The following is a 15,528-nucleotide window of genomic DNA, read 5'->3' as shown; positions in this document are numbered from 1 at the left end:
CTGAATGAAATTTCAGCGATTTTACCGAAGACCTTGAAAGGGATGGCCGTAAGGGCGGAACCCTAAGCCGCCATCCCCCAAAAAACGGATATAAACCCAACACCACCCAAAACCTGGTCGGCCCAGAGGCCGCCAAGACAACCCCAAGCCAGAAATGTTAGCTTGCTAGGTATCAAGCCCGAACAAGAGCCAACAACGATGAAAAAAACTGTCCTGGCCTTCAGCCGCATCACCCCGCCCATGATCGAACACCTGCAACAGGAGTTCGACGTCATCGTCCCAAATCCAAAGAACGGCGACATCAACGCCCAATTCAATGAAGCCCTGCCCCAAGCCCACGGCCTCATCGGCGTCGGCCGCAAACTCGGCCGCGCACAACTGGAAAACGCCGCCAAACTGGAAGTGGTCTCAAGCGTCTCCGTCGGCTACGACAACTACGACCTCGACTACTTCAACCAACGCGGAATCATGCTCACCAACACCCCGGATGTGCTCACCGAAAGCACTGCCGACCTGGCCTTCGCCCTGATCATGAGCAGCGCCCGCCGCGTCGCCGAACTCGACGCCTGGACCAAGGCCGGCCAGTGGCAAGCCAGCGTCGGCGCACCGCTGTTCGGCTGTGACGTCCACGGCAAAACCCTCGGCATCGTCGGCATGGGCAACATCGGCGCCGCCGTCGCCCGCCGTGGCCGCTTCGGCTTCAACATGCCGATTATCTACAGCGGCAACAGCCGCAAGACCGACCTGGAACAGGAACTCGGCGCGCAATTTCGCAGCCTCGATCAACTGCTCGCCGAAGCCGATTTCGTCTGCCTGGTGGTGCCGCTCAGCGACAAGACCCGCCACTTGATCAGTCATCGCGAACTGGCGCTGATGAAGCCCGGCGCGATTCTGGTCAACATTTCCCGTGGCCCGGTCGTCGATGAACCGGCGTTGATCGAAGCCCTGCAAAACAACCGCATACGTGGCGCTGGCCTCGACGTCTACGAAAAAGAACCGCTGGCCGAATCGCCGCTGTTCCAGTTGAGTAACGCCGTGACCCTGCCGCACATCGGCTCGGCGACGAATGAAACCCGCGAAGCCATGGCCAATCGTGCGCTGGCCAATCTGCGCAGTGCCCTGCTCGGCGAACGCCCGCAGGATCTGGTCAACCCGCAAGTCTGGCGCGGATAAAAAAACACGGGCAAGTGCGTTATTGCACTTGCCCGTTAGTTATGCGTTACACAACTTGAAATTGAACAAAAAAGCCAATCAAACAACAGCATTATAAGCTCTGCCTGCCTGTCGAATAATCGACAAACGCTATGGAGAGCCAATACCTTGAACACCCTGACAACCGACAAACTCATTCGTTACAGCAAAGTCATATTAATGGCTTACATCAGCTTCTTTGGCGTGCTGGTGATGATCCACAACTTTACTGACTACAATTCAAACTACACCTACGTGGCTCATATCCTGAGTATGGACACAACCACGGCCAGTGAAACCATCAAGTACCGCGCCATTGAATCACCGATGATCCATCACCGGATCTACTGGTTCATCATTACGCTGGAAGTTACGTATACCGTGCTGTGCCTGATAGGCACGCATCAGCTATATCGCCACATAAATGCGTCCGCAGAAGTATTCCACGAGGCAAAAAAGTTCTCGATCATGGGCATACTCGCGGCCATCTTCATTTATTACGTCTGTTTGCAAACCGTAGGTGTCGAATGGTTCGACATGGACACTTCGCAATCATGGAATGCCAAGGACTGGGCGCGACATATCGTTGACTTCATCTTCCCGGTAATGATTTACATCACCTTGAAAGTCGAGCGCTGAAGTTTAGCGCTCGTTTATTTCAAGCCAACTTTCCCTGTACTGGCGCCACGACCACCTTGGGTTTGCGGAACACCAACACATTGCCCAGCATCACTAACACCAGACCGACCAGCGCCGGCGCTGTCCACTGATAACCTTCAGCAAAAGCCGAGACGTTCAGCGCCACCACCGGAAACAGCACGGTGCAGTAAGCCGCACGCTCCGGACCCATGCGCCCGACCAGCGTGAGATACGCGGTGAAGCCGATGACCGAACCGGGAATCACCAGATACAGCAGCGCGCCGACATAACGCGGACTCCAGTCCATGTCGAATGGAATGCCTTTGACCAGGCACCACACCGACAACATCGCCGCGCCATAGGCCATGCCCCAGGCGTTGGTGGTCAGCGGCCTGAGGCCGGCCTTCTGCTGCAGGCTCGAGAGCATGTTGCCTGCCGAGAAACACAACGTCCCGCACAGTGCCAGACCAAGCCCCAGCAAGGTTTGCGGGCTGGCCTGATGCCCGGCCAGTTCCGGCCAGAACAACATGCCCAGGCCGAACAGCCCCAGCGCACCGCCCATCAGCACATTGCGCGCGATGCGCTGACCAAAGAACACCCGCGCATTCAGCGCGTTCCACAGCGTCGCGGTAGAGAACACCACTGCGACCAGACCGCTGGGGATCCACTGACTGGCGGTCAGAAAGCACATGAAGTTGACGCAGAACAGACACAAGCCCTGAGCCACGCAGATCAGATGCCCGCGACGGTTCATCGGTTGCAGGCGACGGCTGAGCAGCAACAGCGCAAACAGCACCAGCGCCGCGAGGCCGAAGCGATAGACGATCGACACCGGAATCGCCACCACGCCCAGTTGCCATTTCAAGGCAATCCAGGTGGTGCCCCAGATCAGCACGGTCAACAAATACAACGACAGGTTCATGGCAGACACTCCTCGATAGGCCTTGAGTGTCTGCCCGGACCTGGTTTGAGCGCTTGCAGATTCTTGCGCTTTTGTCTGGCGGCAGGCTGGCAGCGCGGCGCCCACGGAGTAGGATGCAAGGCGTTGAAGAGAACCGACCATGGCCGCCATCGATACCCTGCAAGTCTTTCAAGCGTTAAACAGCTCGCCCAATGCACGCCTGGTGCACAGCGCCGAGCTTGGTGACGGCTTGTCTGCCGCTTTGTGGACCAACCACCACGATGCGCAAGATTACGAAGCGCCCACCCACCACACGTTGTCCTGCTACATCGCCGGCGGCACCGGTACCTTTCGTCGCGATCAACCCGGGCAGAAAGGCGGGCCGGACAAGCTGTGCATCCTGCCGGCCGATCATGAATCGGGCTGGGTGATCAACGGCGATATCCGCTTGGCGCACCTGTATTTCAGCGCCGAACAATTTGCCCTCGGTTGCGTCACGTTGCTCGATCGCGAACCGCGTGAGATGCAATTGCGCGAGCAGACCTTTCTCGAAGATCCGCAACAGGCGCAACGCTTCCGGCAGTTGCTGACGCTGAATTGGGACGAGCCTGCTGAACGCTTGCTGAGCAGTAGCCTCGCCCATGAATTGATCAGCCACACCTTGCTCAGTCAGGTCGGCGCGCGTCAGGGCTTGCGTTTGAAGGGTGGACTGGCGCCACACCAGCGTCGGCAACTGGTGGAGTTCATCGACACTCAGTTGGCCGAGCCGATCAGCCTCGGACAATTGGCCGGGTTGTGTGCGCTGTCGGAATACCACTTTGCGCGGATGTTTCGGACGAGTTTCGGTCTGCCGCCGCATCAATACGTACTGGCGCGGCGCTTGAGCCGGGCGCGGGAGTTGTTGCGCGGGACGGCGTTGCCGTTGGGCGAGATCGCGCTGGCGTGCGGGTTCGCCAGTGCGAGTCATTTCACCAATCGGTTCAAGCAGGTTCTGGGCGGGACGCCGGGTGAGTATCGGCAGGCATTTTTGCGTTAAGCCCTTTTCCCCTCACCCCAGCCCTCTCCCAGAGGGAGAGGGGGCCGACCGAGGTGTCTGGCGTTGTACATCGACCTGAATGACCGAGTCGATTATGGATTCGGTAAAGATCGATCACGTCGGCGCAGTTCTCCAATATCCCCCAATCAGTCCCCTCTCCCTCTGGGAGAGGGGGCCGACCGAGGTGTCTTGCGCTGTACATCGACCTGAATGACCGAGTCGATTATGGATTCGGAAAAGATCGATCACGTCAGCGGAGTTCTCCAATATCCCACGCTCAGTCCCCTCTCCCTCGGGGAGAGGGTTAGGGTGAGGGGCTTGTGATCTTGCCTTAAAATTCCAGGGTGCTGGACAACGAAACCTGCCGCGCATCCCCCATCGACACAAAGAACCGACTCGCCGCCGAGGTGTAATAGGTGCGATCAAACAGGTTCTTCACATTGAGCTGAAACTTGACCTTCTGCCCTTCAACCCTGGTGTCGTACGTGGCAAACGCATCAGCCACGGTGTAGCTCGGCAGGTCAAAATCATTCACCGCGTTACCCGCACGTTCGCCGACATACCGCGCACCCGCGCCGACGCGCAATTGATCGCCGCCAATCACGCTGCCAAAGTCATACACCGCCGACAACGAGCCGGAATTCTTCGCCACGTTCTGCAGGCGCTTGCCTTTGTAATCCGGGTCTTCGGTCACTTCGGCATCGGTGTAGGCGTAGCTGCCGATCATGCTCCAGTGGTCAGTCAATTGACCGGTCAGGTCCATTTCCAGACCGCGCGAACGTACCTCACCGGCGGCGCTGTAAATCGTCGTCGGGCCTTCGGAATTGGCCACCAGCACGTTGCGTTTCTTGATGTCGAACAACGCGATGTTGCCAGTGACGCGCCCCGGCATGTCCAAGCGTGCGCCGAGTTCCCACGACTTGGCCTCTTCCGGCGCGATGCTGCCGTCGAGCACGGTGCTGCTGCCGCTCAGCGGGGCGATGGTCGAGTTGGGTTTGAACGATTCAGTGTAGCTGCCGTAGAACGACAAGGCGTCGGTGTAGCGATACACGAGACCTGCGCGCGGCACCCATTTTTGCCCGTTGCTGTCGGTGTTGGCCTTGAACGGCACACCTTTGCCGGCGTACTGGTCGTACTCCTGAAAGCGCCCGCCGGCGACCAGAATCCACTGGTCGTTGAGGTGAATCGAGTCCTGCATGAACACCGAATCGCTGCGCAGCTCATCGGTCTGCGCGCTGTCGGGAGCGCTGACGGTCGTACCGGCGACTTCACGACCGTACACCGGATTGATGTAGCTGAAAGTGGTCAGGCTTTTCTGCCGGATCAAGTCCTCGCGGTAGATCTTGCGGTACTCGTCATCGACGCCGAACACCAGGTCATGCTGCATGCCCAGCACGTTGACCTTGCCTTCAAGGCTGGCGGTGGTGAAACGGTCGGTGCTGATCGCATTCTGGGTGCCGTCCATGCTGCGGGTCAGCGTGCCTTTTTTGGTGTCGATAGCGGTCACGCGGACCTGGCTGGCGTCGTAGGTTTCACGATTCCAGCTGTAACCGAAGTGGGCTTTCCAGTCGTCGTTGAGCTCGTGATCGGCTTCGAAGTGGTACAGGTCCGAACGGCCTTCCATGTTATTGAACGGCTCGTCGAGGCGCTCTTTGCGCGAGATGTCCAAAGGGTGATTGGTGCGCGGATCGATCAGCGTGCCACGGTCGAACGGCGTGAGAAATTCGCGATGCTCGTAGGCGAACAACAGCTTGGTGCTTTCGCCAAACCAGGCCAGCGAAGGGGCGATCAGGGTTTCACGGTGAGTGCCGAAGTTGCGCCAGTAATCTTCGTCTTCGTGGTCGAGCACCATGCGATAGGCCAGCCCGGAATCGCCCAACGGGCCGGTGCTGTCGAGGCTGCCGCCGCTGCCGTTCTTGCCGTCGCCGTAAGTCGAGCCGCGCAAGGTCAGGGCATTGTATTGCGTCAGTTCAGGCTTCTTGCTGACCAGGTTGACCACGCCACCCGGGTCTTGAATGCCGTATAGCAGCGAGGCCGGGCCTTTGAGCACTTCAACCCGATCGACCGTGGCATTCATGCCGCGCCCCTGCACGATCGGCATGCCGTCGCGCATGATCGAGCCATTGCGGTTGTCACCGAAGCCGCGCGTCATCACCGAATCCTGGGTGCTGCCCAAGGTGTTGCCTTGAGTGATGCCGCTGACGTTGGCCAGTGCATCGTCCAGATTACGCGGCGCTTGATCGCGGATGACTTGCGCCGGGATGACGTTGACGGTCTGCGGGACTTCCTGCAACGACGCCGACGAACGCATCACCGAACTGGTTTCCGGCGGCTGATAGCTCATCGATTCGTCGCGGGTCGAGGTGATGGTGGTGGCGCCGAGGTTCAACGCGCCTTCGGTGGGTTTGGGCTCCAGCGCCAGCGTGTGGCTGTCAGTGCGGCGGAAGTTGAGGCCGGACCCACTGAGCAGACGTTGCAGCGCCTGTTCGGCACTCATCTGGCCATTGACGGCCGGTGCTGTCAGACCGTACGGCGCTTCGTCGGTGTAGACCACGCTCTGCCCGGTGACGCGGCTGAAGTCGCTCAAGGCTTGCGGCAGCGGTTTGGCGGCCAGGGAAAAATTGAACTGCTTTTGCGCTTGGCTGCTGACGGTTTCAGCGGCGAGCGCGACGCTCAGCGGCAACAGCGCCAATGCCGAAAAGCTCAGTGCCGACACGCCTAACCATTGTTTGACCGAACCCGATTTTGCCCTGGACTTCATTGCTCAATGACCTGTGTAGAACCGCAACGGATGCGAATGACTCGCAGTTTCAGTCACTACACGGATGGGGTTCGGGTTTACCTCACCACAAATCTGAAAATATTTTTCAGGATCAAAAGATCGCAGCCTTCGGCAGCGCCTGCATTGAAATGCGATCCCCTGTAGGAGCTGCCGAAGGCTGCGATCTTTTGCCTTTTGCTTCAGCGCAAAATAATCAGATGCCCCAACACCTGATGCTGCTCAAACCCCATCACCCCTTGTAAAGAATTCAACACCGCCTGCGGATCCTTGCTGGGAAAACTGCCACTGACCTTGCGCGCCGCCAGTTCATCGTTGAGCAACACAATCCGCCCCGGGTAATAACGCCGCAGATCCTCGACCACATCGGCCAGCGTCGACTTGTAGTAAGTCAGCCAACCCTGACGCCAGGCTAACTGCGCCTCACTGTCCACCGCGTGCAGTTTTTCTGCGGTGCCGCCAGCAAAAGCGACCTGCTGACCGGCCGTAAGAATCTGCTGTTCAGCATCACGATCCGCCGTCACACCAACGCGCCCGGACAACACCGTGACCTGCGCACCGTGTGGTTGCAGACGCACTTCGAATTGCGTGCCGAGCACCCGCGCCTCGCCCTGCTCCGCCGCGACCACAAACGGCTCGCCGGTGTGGCTGACGCTGAAGAACCCGGCACCACGGCGCAACTGCACACGGCGCTCGCCATGACTGAAATCCACGGCAATCGCACTGTCGCCATCCAGCGTCACTTGCGATTGATCGGCCAGCGTCACCGTGCGGATCTCGCCGGGTGCCGAGACATAATCGGCGCCCAGATCATCGAGCCAGCGCTGCGCTTGCCAGCCGGTGCCGAGGCTGACCATCAGCAGCAGGCACGCCGCCATCGCCAGCGCCGCCGACCAACGCAACAGCGCTGGACGACGCGGGCGATCCATCGCATCAAGATAACCCTGCAACGCCGAGGCTTCTTCATCTGCCAGCGTTCGTGCCGGGCCTTCGCTCAGTTCCCAAAGCACCTGCGCCTGCGCATACGCCTCGGCATGGGCTGGGTCGGCGCGCAGCCATTGGCTGAAGGTCAGTTGATCGCCGGCACTCGGCCGATCATGCAGCAGGCTCAACCAGGCAAACGCGGCCTGCTCTTGCGCGGGCGTGGGGGTAACGGAATCGGCGGGCTTCACGGTGCTTTCCCTGGCAGGCGTGGCGCGGGTTCGCGCAGGCTGGCCTTGCAGGCCTCGAGGGCGCGCATCATATGTTTTTCCACGGCACTTTGGGACAGGCCCATGGCTTTGGCGATTTCCGCATACTTGCGGCCGTGAATGCGATTGAGCAAAAAGATCTGCCGGGTGCGCTCTGGCAAGGCGCGCAACGCCGCTTCGACATACTTCAGATCATTGCCCGCTTCCAGCGCTGCTTGTGGTTCGCTGCCGTGGCTGTGCGGCTCGTCCGGTTGCCAGCCTTCGTTGACCCGCGTGCGCGTGCCTTCGCTGCGCAGATGGTCGATGGCGATGTTGCCGGCGCAGCGCAACAGATAGGTGCTGAGCTCTTCGACCTGCACCAGCGGTCGCCGCCAAAAACGCAGAAACAGATCCTGGACCAGATCCGCCGCCGTCGCCCGACAACCGACGCGCCGGTTTACCAGCGCTTCCATTTGCGAACGCTGGGACAGGAACACCTGAAGAAAATGCGCACGTGCCCCACGCGGCTCATCGTCGCGGGATTCCGGTGGCAGACCGATCAGCACTTCAGCACTGCGCCCATGCGGCGACCGGGCTCGCCAGCAGACTGACCCCGGCCAGCGTCAATGCGAAACGCGGGCGATACGGCAGCAACAAAACCAACACCAAGGCGCTGAGCATCAGCACGGCAAACCAGTCGACCAGGCCGAAGCTCCAGCCGTTGGCCTTCACCGCCGCCCAAAGCGACAAACACAGCAATAACCATCCGCCGACTTTCAGGCCCTGACGGCGACGCGTGGACGGTTTGTGACCGAGCAATTCATCGTGGTGGCGAGGCATCGACAGGCACAACGCGGTGAATCCGGCGTAGGTAAGCAACAAGGGCAAGAGCATCAGTTCGCCCCTTGTTCAAGGGTGATCGGCCGGGCCTGTTCGCGGCGGGGCTTTTTAATGCTGACGGTGTTGCCGGCGCGCTGCATTTTCCACGCGGCCCAAGCCAGGAACAAACCGGTTGCGAGGCACGTCAGATCAAAACCGGCCAATGCCCAATCCCTCTGCATCAAGGTAACGCCGAGATTCCAAGGGGTGGTCAGCGCATTGACCAGCGGCACCGCGACAAACAGGGCGGCGCTCAGGGTGAGTTGCTCAACCCAGGCCTTTCGTCCCGGACGCAGCAGCGCGTGCAGCACACTCAAAGCCCAAGCGTTAAAGAACGCATTCACTTCCCAATCTGCGCGCTCGGCGAGGCTCACTGGCAACAGACGATTGGCCAGGAAGAATACAGCCACCGCCGCAACCAACCCGGCCATGCTGGCGATGTTCAGCACTTCAACCAGCCGCAGTTCGAACGGCATCACGCCGCTCTTGGCATGTTTGAGTTGACGCTTGCCCAACCAGATCACCAGCCCGGTGCCGATCATCGCCGTGCCGGCCAATCCGCAAATGAAATACAGCCAACGCAGGAGCGGCCCGGCGAAGTGACCCATGTGCAAGCCATAGAACGCACCACCCACCGCCATCGCCATTGGCTGCTCCGGTGTGCTGCCGAGCATCTGCCCGGTCACCCCGTTGAACGTCACGGCACGGCCGAAATCATGCACCACGCGATCCCCCGCACGGGACAGCACCACCGTGGCATTGGCATCCCCCGGATTGCTCACCGACAGACGCGCCGTGTGGCCGCCCGACCATTGCTCGCTGGCCTTGCTCAACAGCGGCGCCATGGCTGCCAAAGGTGCCGCGATGTTGGCGCGCTCCGGGGTTTTCGACGCGGGGAACACTTCATCATAGAACGTGCGCACGTCACTGCCGTACGACGCGACGATGCTCGCCGGCATGACCATCGACATGAAAATCACCAGGCTGCTGTAGGTGATCATCAAGTGAAACGGCAACACCAGCACACCCACCGCGTTATGCCCGTCGAGCCAGGAGCGCTGACCCTTGCGCGGGCGGAACGTGAAGAAGTCCTTGAAGATTTTCTTGTGGGTGATGATCCCGGTGATCAGCGCGACGAACATCACCATCGCGGCAATCGTCGCCAGCCAGCGGCCCCACGGATAAGGCATTTGCAACTGGAAGTGGAAGCGATAGAAGAACTCGCCGCCCATGCTGTCGCGGCCCTGCACTTCGGCGCCGGTTTGCGCGTCGAGGGTTTTCGACTCGAAGCGCCCGCGCTCACCGGGATTGGCCGGCACTGGCTGCCAGCGCACGGTCAGGCCGGGATCTCGGGCATCAGGCAAATCGATCAGCCAGCGTGAGGCGCCGGCCGCGTGTTGCTGCAGATAATCCTGGGCCAGCGTCAGGCTGGTCTCGGCACTCACCGATCGCGCGGGGATTTCCGGCTGCATCCAGTGGCTGATCTCATCTTTGAAATAGGCCAGCGTCCCGGTCAGGAAAATCGCGAACAGCAACCAGCCGAACAGCAGTCCGGCCCAGGTGTGCAGCCAGGCCATCGCCTGACGAAAGCCCTCTTTCATGCCAGGCCCAATCCACGTGCTGCGCCAGAGATGGTCGCCAGAATCACGCTTGGCACCAGCAAACCGACCCAGGCCGACCACGCCGTACGACAGGCGAAACACCAGAGCACCGCCACCAGATAGACCAGAAAGGAAATGGTCATGCCGGTCACCACCGCTTCGGCGCGGCTCAACGGCAGCCACAGCGTCAGGGTGACACTGGCCAGCGCCGCAACGAGATAGCCGCCAAACACCGCCGCCAGCACCCGTGAGGTGACGGCCAGACGATAGGAGATGGGAAGTGTGGCGAGTTTGCCTTTCATGTTTCGACCCTGAAACGAAAAACGTCCGGCCGATGAGCCGAACCTACAGGCGAGCAATATTAATGATAAATATTCTCATACGCAAAAGCATCTGATTGCCGGTTAAGCGTTTCGCCCCTTACAATGCGAACAGTTCTTGTTCTCTAACGCATACTCTCTACCGCGCCATCAAGCGCCCGGAATAATACCGTTGTCGTCCGCCCATCCTGTCGAATCGCTCTATCAGGCCCATCACGGCTGGCTCACCAGTTGGCTGCGGCGCAAACTCGGCTGCCCGGACAGCGCGGCGGATCTGGCGCAGGACACGTTTATCAAGGTGCTGACCGCCCGCGAACCTCCGGTGATCATCGAGCCGCGCGCCTTTCTGACGACGTTGGCCAAGCGCGTTCTGTTCAATCATTACCGCCGTCAGGATGTCGAACGCGCTTACCTCGACACCTTGGCGCAGATGCCGGACATGGTCGCGCCGTCGGAAGAAGACAAGGCGATCATCCTGCAAACCCTGATGGAGCTGGATCAGTTGCTCGACGGTTTGCCGCGTCAGGTCAAACGCGCCTTTTTGCTGGCGCAGGTCGATGGCCTGACTTATCCACAGATCGCCGCTGAACTGGGCATATCCGTGGCCACGGTCAAACGTCATCTGAACAAAGCCGCCATGCGCTGCTACTTCGCCTTATGAACCGCGTGCCGGATTTCTCCTCCCAAGTGGCTGAACAGGCCGTGCATTGGCTGATGGAAATGCAGCAGGGCACGCTCTCCCCGCGCCAGCAACAGGCCTGGCAACAATGGCTGGAGGCACACAGCGAACACCGGCGGGCGTGGGAGCATATTCAGCGGGTCAATCAGCGTTTGCGCGGTGTGTCTTCGCCGCTGGCACACGCGGCGTTGAACGGGCCGAAGTCCGGCAGCCGTCGTCAGGCACTGAAACTGCTGCTGATTCTCGGCGCCGGATCGGCTGTCACCTGGGGGGTGCGTGAGCACAATCCATTGCCGTCGCTGCTCGCTGATTACCGCAGTCCGATCGGGCAACGGCGCAAGGTGGCGCTCGGTGCGGGCGATCAGTTGCAACTCAACACAGCCAGTGCCGCCGATGTGGATGTCTCGGCGCGACTGATCCGCTTGCTCGAAGGCGAAATCCTCCTGACTGCAGCGCAATCTTTCGAAGTGCGCACCGCTCAGGGCATTCTTGAAACTCACGGTGCACGTCTCAATGTGCGTCAGTTTGCCGATCGCACTCAGGTTGCGCTGTTTGACGGCAGCGTCGAACTGAGCAGCAATGGACGCGCGCCGATGCTGCTGCCGCTTGCACGGCAACTGAGTTTCACCTCGAAATCCATCAGCGAAGCCAAACCGCTGGATGCCAACAGCGGCGCCTGGGCCGACGGCATGCTGGTGGCCGCGCATATGCGTTTGGGCGACTTCCTCGATGAACTCGGCCGCTATCGTCGCGGCCAGCTCAATTGCGACAGGAACGTCGCCGACCTGCTGATTTCCGGGACTTACCCACTGGACGACAGCGAGCGGATTCTCGACCTGCTGGAAATCAGTTTGCCGGTGAAGGTGAAGCGCTTTACCCGTTACTGGGTGAGCGTCGAAGCGCGGGTTTAAAAAACATCAAAAATAAATGAGCCGTTTTTCAGATCTGGCGTGACAGAGAAGGAAAGCCCCCTTGATTCAACCTTCTCAGGATCATCCGACATGCACTCCACCCGCCTCACGCCACTGGCTCGTACCCTGCGCAATCTTGTCCTCGGCGCCAGCCTGAGTTTCAGTGCCCTGCCCGCCGCGCTGGCCGCTGATGCCAAGGCTTATCACATCGCGCCGTCGTCGCTGGAGAACGCCCTCAACCAGTTTGGCCGTGAAGCGGGCGTGCTGATTTCGTTTGGTTCGCAAGTCACCAGCGGTGTGCAAAGCCGTGGCCTGGAAGGCAGTTACACACCTGAGCAGGGTTTGAATGCATTGCTTGAAGGCACCGGTCTGCAAGCGCGCGCCGAAGGCAACAATGCGTTCAGCCTGCAACCGGTGGCGGATGCCGCGCTGGAGCTGGACACCTCGAAAGTCGTCGGCGACTGGCTCGGCGACGCTGCGCAAATCAATGTGTTCGAGCACCCGGGCGCGCGCGATGTGATCCGCCGCGAAGAGTTCGAACGCCAGGGCGCCACTCAGGCGCGGGATGTGCTCAATCGCATCCCCGGCGTCAACGCTCCAGACAACAACGGCACCGGCAGCCACGACATGGCGCTGAATTTCGGTATCCGTGGCTTGAACCCGCGACTGGCCGCGCGCTCGACCGTGTTGATGGACGGCATTCCGGTGCCGTTCGCGCCCTACGGCCAGCCGCAGTTATCGTTCGCGCCGATCAGCATGGGCAACATGGATGCCGTGGACGTCGTGCGCGGCGGCGGCGCGGTGCGTTACGGCCCGCAAAACGTCGGCGGCGTGGTCAACTTCGTCACCCGGGCGATTCCCGACGAGCCAACGGTCAAGGGCGGTTTCCAAACTGAAACCAGCCCATCGTCGAGCCACGACGGCTTCAAGACCAGCGCCAACCTGCTGGCCGGCGGCACCAACGCCAATGGCCTCGGCGGTGCGTTGCTCTACTCCGGGACGCGCGGCGGCGACTGGCGCGAACACAGCGACACCGAGATTGACGACCTGATCCTCAAGGGTAAATACCAGCTCGACGAAGCCAACAGCTTCAACGCCATGGCCCAGTATTACGAAGGCAAGGCTGACATGCCCGGCGGTTTGAACGTTGCCGATTACGACGCCGATCCGTATCAGTCGACGCGGCCGAAAGACCAGTTCTGGGGCCGCCGCACGATGTTCAATTTCGGCTATCGCTATCAGGAAGATCGCCGCGAATTCACCGCCAACACCTTCTTCACCAAGACCCTGCGCAGCGGCTATCTGGATCAGGGCACGTTCCTCTCGCTGTCGCCGCGCGAGTACTGGGTACGCGGTCTGGAAACCCGTTTCGCTCAGGGTTTCGACCTCGGCCCGACCAGCCATGAGGTCGGTGTCGGCTATCGCTACATCAACGAGGCCGGTCACGAATTGCGCTATCGCACGCCGATCAGCAGCAACCAATACCCGACCACCAACAGCCGTAATGATCGTGACACCCGTGGCGGCACTGAGGCCAATGCGTTCTTTGTCGACGACCGCATCGATATCGGCAAATGGACGATCACCCCGGGTGTGCGCTACGAGATGATCGAATCGCAGCAGACCAACAACCTGACCAACGTCAAATACAAAGGCGATTACAACACCGCGTTGCCGGCGTTGAACGTGCTCTATCACCTGACGGACAGCTGGAACCTGTACGCCAACACCGAAGGCTCGTTCGGCAGCGTGCAATACAGCCAGATGCCCAACCGTGTAACCAGCGGCGAAGTGAAACCGGAAAAGGCCCGCACCTGGGAGCTCGGCACGCGCTATGACAACGGCGCGTTGCGCGCGGAGATCGGCGCATTCCTGATCAACTTCGACAACCAGTACGAAAGCAACCAGACCAACGATTCGGTGATCGCCCGTGGCGAAACCCGTCACCAGGGTATCGAGACCAGCGTCAATTACGCGCTGGATGACTTGAGCCCGGCGCTGGCCGGTTTCGATGTCTACGCCACTTACGCTTATGTTGACGCGACTATCCGCGAAGACGGACCGAACAAGGGCAATCGCGTACCGTTCTCGTCGAAACACAAAGGCACGATTGGTGTGGGTTACACCGAAGGGCCGTGGAAGCTCAATCTCGACAGCAGCTTCCAGAGCGACCAGTTTGCCGACAACGCCAACACCTCGAAGGAAAGTGCCGATGGCAGCACCGGCAAGATCCCCGGTTACATGCTGTTCAGCAGCCGCGCGGGGTATGACTTCGGCCCGCAGTTGTCGGATCTGAATGTGGCGGTGGGGGTGAAGAACATCTTCAACACGCAGTACTTCACGCGCTCGTTTGATGACAACAACAAGGGCAAGTATGTGGGTGAGCCGCGCACGGTTTATGTGCAGACGTCTGTAGCGTTCTGAAGATTGAAAAGCCCCTCACCCTAGCCCTCTCCCAGAGGGAGAGGGGACTTATCGTGGGATGCTTGCGAGGTACGCCGACCTGAACGTGCTGTGCCGAATCCATAATCGACTCGACCTGAAACCGCTTTGCCGAATCCATAATCGACTCGGTCTTACAGGTCGATGTACCCCGCAAGACACCTCGGTCGGCCCCCTCTCCCTCCGGGAGAGGGCTGGGGTGAGGGTCAGCAGGTCAGCAGGTCAGCAGGTCAGCAGGTCAGCAGGTCATGGTCTAAAGTAAAACTTCAAACCAACTTCACAAGGATCGTGAAGCATGCAAACCCGCCCCACCCTCGGCCAATTCGCCCGCCAGTTACGCGCCAAGCAAACCGACTGCGAACACCTGCTCTGGCAAAAACTCCGCTCCCGCCAAATCGCCAATCTGAAATTTCGTCGGCAGTTTCCCTGTCCGCCCTATGTGCTGGATTTTTACTGTGCTGAGCTGAAATTGGCGATCGAACTGGACGGCGGCCAGCACGCTGAAACGCAGGGGCTAATTCATGACCAGCGCCGGACGCGCTATCTGAATCAAAAGGGCATTGAAGTCGTGCGTTTCAGTAATCTTGAGGTGATCCAGCAGATGGACGATGTGCTGGAGCAGATCATAAGAATTGCAGCGAATCGAAAAATGCCCTCACCCTAACCCTCTCCCAGAGGGAGAGGGAACTGATTGGGGGATGCTTGAGAAATACACCGACCTGAAAGTACTGCGTCGAATCCATAATCGACTCGGTCTTCTAGGTCGACGTACCTCTTCAGACACCTCGGTCGGCCCCCTCCCGGAGAGAGGGGGACTGATTGGGGGACGCTTGCGAGATACGCCGATCTGATTCTGCTTCACCGAATCCATAATCGACTCGGTCTTTCAGGTCGACGTACCTCTTCAGACACCTCGGTCGGCCCCCTCTCCCTCCGGGAGAGGGCTGGGGTGAGGGCCTGCTTTCTCATGCCATAACCGAA

At 59.9% G+C, this 15,528-nt stretch carries 14 protein-coding genes; 7 read left to right on the top strand and 7 right to left on the bottom strand.

Annotated features, from left to right (window positions below):
• Positions 1-198: 198 nt before the first annotated feature.
• Positions 199-1,173 carry a 2-hydroxyacid dehydrogenase gene (locus M9827_RS24875; RefSeq protein WP_250607727.1) on the top strand — a complete coding sequence of 325 codons (975 nt, stop codon included), beginning with the start codon at positions 199-201 and terminating at the stop codon, positions 1,171-1,173.
• Positions 1,174-1,320: 147 nt separating this feature from the next.
• Positions 1,321-1,830 (top strand): DUF2165 family protein, encoded by a 510-nt coding sequence (locus tag M9827_RS24870; protein ID WP_250607726.1) that lies wholly within the window; start codon positions 1,321-1,323, stop codon positions 1,828-1,830.
• Positions 1,831-1,849: 19 nt separating this feature from the next.
• On the opposite strand, the gene M9827_RS24865 is transcribed toward M9827_RS24870, so the two are convergent.
• Positions 1,850-2,752, bottom strand: coding sequence for a DMT family transporter (locus M9827_RS24865; RefSeq protein WP_250607725.1), 903 nt, complete (start codon positions 2,750-2,752; stop codon positions 1,850-1,852).
• 139 nt (positions 2,753-2,891) lie between these two features.
• On the opposite strand from M9827_RS24865, the gene M9827_RS24860 reads away from it, so the two are divergent.
• On the top strand, positions 2,892-3,767 hold the full coding sequence (locus M9827_RS24860; protein WP_250607724.1) for an AraC family transcriptional regulator: 876 nt from the start codon (positions 2,892-2,894) through the stop codon (positions 3,765-3,767).
• 331 nt (positions 3,768-4,098) lie between these two features.
• Here M9827_RS24860 and M9827_RS24855 read toward each other — a convergent pair whose 3' ends face one another.
• The 6 genes from M9827_RS24855 to M9827_RS24830 form a co-directional block, all read right to left on the bottom strand.
• Positions 4,099-6,528, bottom strand: a complete 2,430-nt coding sequence (locus M9827_RS24855) for a TonB-dependent siderophore receptor (RefSeq protein WP_250607723.1) — start codon at positions 6,526-6,528, stop codon at positions 4,099-4,101.
• A gap of 200 nt (positions 6,529-6,728) precedes the next feature.
• Positions 6,729-7,718: a FecR family protein gene (locus M9827_RS24850; RefSeq protein WP_250607722.1), complete on the bottom strand. Its 990-nt coding sequence runs from the start codon at positions 7,716-7,718 to the stop codon at positions 6,729-6,731.
• Positions 7,715-8,281 carry an RNA polymerase sigma factor gene (locus M9827_RS24845; RefSeq protein ID WP_095049803.1) on the bottom strand — a complete coding sequence of 189 codons (567 nt, stop codon included), beginning with the start codon at positions 8,279-8,281 and terminating at the stop codon, positions 7,715-7,717. Before M9827_RS24845 ends, M9827_RS24850 begins: the two co-directional genes overlap by 4 nt.
• Before the next feature lies 1 nt (position 8,282).
• A complete protein-coding gene (locus tag M9827_RS24840; RefSeq protein WP_095049802.1) occupies positions 8,283-8,609 on the bottom strand; it encodes a DUF3325 domain-containing protein in 327 nt (108 codons plus the stop codon).
• Complete coding sequence (locus M9827_RS24835; protein WP_250607721.1) at positions 8,609-10,195, bottom strand: PepSY-associated TM helix domain-containing protein; 1,587 nt, start codon at positions 10,193-10,195, stop codon at positions 8,609-8,611. Before M9827_RS24835 ends, M9827_RS24840 begins: the two co-directional genes overlap by 1 nt.
• Entirely contained in the window at positions 10,192-10,497 is a 306-nt protein-coding gene (locus M9827_RS24830; protein WP_095125425.1) for a DUF3649 domain-containing protein, read from the bottom strand. Before M9827_RS24830 ends, M9827_RS24835 begins: the two co-directional genes overlap by 4 nt.
• 190 nt (positions 10,498-10,687) lie before the next feature.
• On the opposite strand from M9827_RS24830, the gene M9827_RS24825 reads away from it, so the two are divergent.
• The 4 genes from M9827_RS24825 to M9827_RS24810 all read left to right on the top strand — a co-directional run bounded on the left by M9827_RS24825 (position 10,688) and on the right by M9827_RS24810 (position 15,211).
• The gene (locus M9827_RS24825) at positions 10,688-11,176 is read left to right on the top strand and encodes a sigma-70 family RNA polymerase sigma factor (protein ID WP_095125424.1); all 489 of its coding nucleotides are present in this window, start codon (positions 10,688-10,690) and stop codon (positions 11,174-11,176) included.
• Positions 11,173-12,105, top strand: coding sequence for a DUF4880 domain-containing protein (locus tag M9827_RS24820; protein WP_250607720.1), 933 nt, complete (start codon positions 11,173-11,175; stop codon positions 12,103-12,105). Before M9827_RS24825 ends, M9827_RS24820 begins: the two co-directional genes overlap by 4 nt.
• Positions 12,106-12,195: 90 nt before the next feature.
• The gene (gene fecA / locus M9827_RS24815) at positions 12,196-14,529 is read left to right on the top strand and encodes a TonB-dependent Fe(3+) dicitrate receptor FecA (RefSeq protein ID WP_095049798.1); all 2,334 of its coding nucleotides are present in this window, start codon (positions 12,196-12,198) and stop codon (positions 14,527-14,529) included.
• Between the two features lie 313 nt (positions 14,530-14,842).
• Complete coding sequence (locus M9827_RS24810) at positions 14,843-15,211, top strand: endonuclease domain-containing protein (protein WP_250607719.1); 369 nt, start codon at positions 14,843-14,845, stop codon at positions 15,209-15,211.
• The last annotated feature ends 317 nt before the right edge of the window (positions 15,212-15,528 follow it).

The sequence above is a fragment of the Pseudomonas sp. AKS31 genome, from assembly GCF_023634765.1.
Lineage (GTDB): Bacteria > Pseudomonadota > Gammaproteobacteria > Pseudomonadales > Pseudomonadaceae > Aquipseudomonas.
Note: the sequence above shows the minus strand (reverse complement) of the source record. Positions and strands in the feature narration are given on the sequence as shown.

Coding starts and splice junctions, on each gene's coding strand:
- fecA (WP_095049798.1), top strand. CDS start 12,196: ATGCACTCCACCCGCCTCACGCCACTGGCTCGTACCCTGCGCAATCTT.
- M9827_RS24830 (WP_095125425.1), bottom strand. CDS start 10,497: ATGAAAGGCAAACTCGCCACACTTCCCATCTCCTATCGTCTGGCCGTC.
- M9827_RS24865 (WP_250607725.1), bottom strand. CDS start 2,752: ATGAACCTGTCGTTGTATTTGTTGACCGTGCTGATCTGGGGCACCACC.
- M9827_RS24840 (WP_095049802.1), bottom strand. CDS start 8,609: ATGCTCTTGCCCTTGTTGCTTACCTACGCCGGATTCACCGCGTTGTGC.
- M9827_RS24810 (WP_250607719.1), top strand. CDS start 14,843: ATGCAAACCCGCCCCACCCTCGGCCAATTCGCCCGCCAGTTACGCGCC.
- M9827_RS24875 (WP_250607727.1), top strand. CDS start 199: ATGAAAAAAACTGTCCTGGCCTTCAGCCGCATCACCCCGCCCATGATC.
- M9827_RS24820 (WP_250607720.1), top strand. CDS start 11,173: ATGAACCGCGTGCCGGATTTCTCCTCCCAAGTGGCTGAACAGGCCGTG.
- M9827_RS24860 (WP_250607724.1), top strand. CDS start 2,892: ATGGCCGCCATCGATACCCTGCAAGTCTTTCAAGCGTTAAACAGCTCG.
- M9827_RS24855 (WP_250607723.1), bottom strand. CDS start 6,528: ATGAAGTCCAGGGCAAAATCGGGTTCGGTCAAACAATGGTTAGGCGTG.
- M9827_RS24835 (WP_250607721.1), bottom strand. CDS start 10,195: ATGAAAGAGGGCTTTCGTCAGGCGATGGCCTGGCTGCACACCTGGGCC.